3 protein-coding genes are annotated in these 3621 nt (G+C 52.3%); all 3 read right to left on the reverse strand.

All coding sequences use genetic code 11. The features are described 5' to 3' along the window. The coding region (locus JX312_RS10580; protein WP_204457971.1) for a sigma-54 dependent transcriptional regulator at positions 1 to 690 on the reverse strand (690 nt) is incomplete at its 3' end. 49 nt (positions 691 to 739) lie between these two features. Beyond that, positions 740 to 2173, reverse strand: coding sequence for a TolC family protein (locus tag JX312_RS10585; RefSeq protein ID WP_370541500.1), 1434 nt, complete (start codon positions 2171 to 2173; stop codon positions 740 to 742). Between the two features lie 83 nt (positions 2174 to 2256). Then, positions 2257 to 3516: an ABC transporter permease gene (locus JX312_RS10590; protein ID WP_204457973.1), complete on the reverse strand. Its 1260-nt coding sequence runs from the start codon at positions 3514 to 3516 to the stop codon at positions 2257 to 2259. Positions 3517 to 3621: the final 105 nt, after the last annotated feature.

Genomic DNA, 3621 nt, shown 5'->3' on the forward strand with positions numbered 1-3621 from the left:
AAGTGCGAATCTGCCCTTGCGTTCGGAGACAGCACCTGTGTATGCACCCTTTGAGTGANCGAACATCTCGCTTTNGAAAAGGGAAGTGGAGATTCCACCGAGGTTCACCATAACGAAAGGAGCGTTTTTACGGCGGCTGTTTTTGTGGATGGCGTTGGCGATAAGCTCTTTCCCGGTGCCGTTCTCGCCGAGCACGAGCACCGGTGCGTCGGTCGGGGCTATTCTTTCCACAGTCTTCAGCAGCTCCTTTACCCTGGGGTTCTCACCGATAAAACCGCACCTGTCGAAATCCGCCGGATTCCGGTCAGAATCCGTAGCCGGGGAAGACAGGCTCAGTGCCGTCTCTATTCTCTGCAGAAGAAGGTGGTTGTTCCAGGGTTTGGTTATGAAGTCGAAAGCACCGAATCTCATCCCTTCCACAGCAAGTTCGATGCTGCCCCAGGCGGTTATAAGAATTACAGGTGTGTCAGGCTGGAAGATTTTTGTCTGGCGCAGGAGATGTATTCCCTCTTCGCCGGTGGTTGAAAGGGAATAGTTCATATCCATGATCACCAGGCGGAACTTATGTTTGCGCAGCATGCCGAGGGCCTCGTCCGGATTACCGGCGAGCGCGGTCTCGTAACCCTTGCGCTTCAGGACAAGGGCAAGAGACTGCCTTATTGCCTTGTCATCGTCAACAATTAGGATCATAATGCGAATTTAGTATTTTTTTCGGGATAACACAACAGAATTCCTGTGGTCACCGGTTGCGGATGTCGCGTTCGAAATCCGCGTCGATGCCCGATCCCGCAGAGAAATCCCAAAGGGTCAGACTGCGTATCTGATAGTAATAGTTCCAGAACAGGTACAGTTCGTTGATATATTCCCGCCGCGCCTCGTCTTTGCTTACGCGTGAATCATTGAGGTCGAGGGTGGATATTTTGCCGATCATGAAAGTCTCGACATTCGCGGCGTATCGGCGTGCCGCGATTTCATCCGCGCGTCGGCTGATTTCAAGTTGCCGCATCTGATTGCGGTAACGCTCCACGAGAATGAACAGATTCTGGGAGAAATCCGCTCTCTCCTGTCGCAGCCTGCTTTCCATGACCTTGCGGTTGCTTTCCGCCACCTTTACTTTTCCCCGGCGGCGTCCCCAGTCAAGAATCGGTATCTCGAAACCTATCTCCACCACCTGGTTGTCTTTGAGAGATGAATATGCGCCACCGAAGCGTCTGTCCGTGCCTGTATAACCGATCTGGGCGAAAAGCGATATCTGGCGCAGGTTGCCCTTCGCCTTCGCCACTTCATAATCCGCCTCCAGCTGGCGCCGTCTGATGCTTGCCGCGAGTTTGTTGCGTTCGAGTGCTTTCTGCAAAGCGTCCTCATAGCTGATGTCTGCCGCAGGGAGGGCAGATGGAGTCAGGGGTATTATGTTCGTGTTCTCACCGAGGTCGAGGAGCGTGCGCAGCTGAAACATGCAGCTTTTCCGGCTGCTCTCGCAGTCGGTAAGTTCTGATTCGGCGTTGAGCAGGTTGAGTTCCATCTGCAGGAGGTCATTGCCGCTGATGCGTCCCATTTCCCGTTTTTCTTTCGCCACTTCGTAAAGTTTCCGGGCGTTTTCAAGGTTCTGCGAGGCTATTGTCATGTTCTCGTCAGCCATAAGGAGCTGGAAATAATATGCAATCGCCTTGATCGCCACATCTTCCGACGCGCTGAGGTATGCCGCCTTTGCTTCGGTGTATCTGACCGGTTCTATGCGTCTGTCCCATTTTATGCCGTTTACCCCGAACACGGGTTGTGTCAGAGTGAGAGCCACAGGTATTGACATGAAGCGGTTGTATTTGTCTCCTTCGAGCTGACGGAAAAAATCGAGTGAAGTGTTCAGCGCTATTTTTCCCCCCGTGAGCCATATGTTCTGGCTCAGCGACACCTCGCCGTTCATCTGGAGGTAATTGTTGCGCACGAAACTGTAGCTGCCCGATTCGTTCATGTAAGGTGAATACTGTCTGTGATAGGCGGGAACAGTGGCGGAGAAATTGACCTCAGGCAGAAGTTCCGCGCGGTAGGAACGGTATTCCCAATATGAGGTCTTGAGTTCATCGAGTGCCACTGCGGCATCCACGCTGCTTGTCCGTGCGCGGGAGATTGTCTCGTCGAGCGAAAGATATAACTCCTCCGTTTCCGCGCCTGACATGGGCGCGGAAACCAGAAGAGCTGCGTATAAGAAAAATTGTCGGAATCTCATTTATTTCTGGATATGTTTTTTACACATTCCGGCTATTCCTCCTTGAGGGCTATCGCCGGTTCTGTCTTCATCGCTTTGCGGGCGGGGAATACTGTTCCAGCCACAATCATAGCCGCCATGATGACCGCCATGATCAGGAAAGACAGAGCTATCACATATTTGTATTCATCGAAGGGGAATCCTTTTTCGATGATTATGAACCGGTATATTGCCGCGCCTGCTATCAAGGCAGGTATGAGCGCTATGGAGAGAAGGATCATTCCCTCGCCTATTATTCTGCGGAAAATGTCGGCGGAAGTCGCGCCGCATGTCTTGCGCAGGGCGATTTCCCCGGAACGCTGGCGGATGCGGAACCAGAACGTGCCGAGCAGTCCGAGGAATATTATGACCAGAAGGAAAACTATTCCCGCGCTCCACAGACGCACCATGGAATCGCTGTAGTGCTGGTTGGCGGCTCTGACATCTTCCATGCGGCTCAGGTCTGTGAGATATCTGTTTCTGAGCTGTCTCATGCTCTTGTCGGAATAGAACTCCTCTTCGAATTTTTTNCCCGTTCCCGGCTTTACCCTCACCGCGATCTCCGAGCAATATGCAAGACGCTTGTAGTCGGACTCGTCAATCGGGAAAATGATGGTGCCGGTCTTCTGCTCATATTCGTTGCGTTTTATGGACTTGATGACACCTCCTATGCGGCGTGTGTGAAGTGTGTCGTAAGGCATGACGCGTCCGCCGACGAGATCCTTCAGATCCTTGACGCCGCCGTAACTGTAATCCGGAGCAGTAGATACAAGCAGGTCTCCGCGGCGCAGGATTTCCTCAAGATCTTTCAGCGACAGGTTCTGTGTGCTTCTGATTCTGAGCACACCTGCGATCTCCGGACTTGCCATGCGCAGATTGCCCATATAAAACACCGAGTCACCCTTGTCCTGCACATCAAGCTGATTCCCGGCGTAGCTGAACTGATAGGGGAGGGCGTTGTTCGAGAACGCCGCAATCTCGACGTAGGGAGACTTGCGAATGCGTGCCATCAGGGTTTTTCCGTCATCGAGGTTGGCGGTTTCCGTCCGATCACCCATATCCACATATTCCGGACTGTCTTTTCCGAGACTTTTCAGCGTGATTTTATATACATTGTCGATGTCATATCCCTTGTCATCGAACTTAGGGCGCAAAGTGTCGTAAAGGGTGAACGAAAGCGCCCATATCGCGACAGCCACGATAGCCAGCTCGATCACGAGCCAAAGGTTGTCGCGCCATTCGTTTTTTATCTGAGTCAAAAGATTTCTTTTCATGATTCAATCGTTTTTACCGGAAATAGCTTCAGCCGGGTTGACCTTTGACGCACGCCATGCGGGCATTCCGGTGCTTATGACATTAAGGAAAAGGCAGAACAGCTG

It is taken from the genome of Barnesiella sp. CU968, assembly GCF_905219685.1.
Lineage (GTDB): Bacteria > Bacteroidota > Bacteroidia > Bacteroidales > Muribaculaceae > Lepagella > Lepagella muris_A.

What these genes read in the sequence shown, in the direction of transcription:
- JX312_RS10585 (WP_370541500.1), bottom strand. Translation starts at nt 2,173, where the DNA reads ATGTCAGGCGCGGAAACGGAGGAGTTATATCTTTCGCTCGACGAGACA.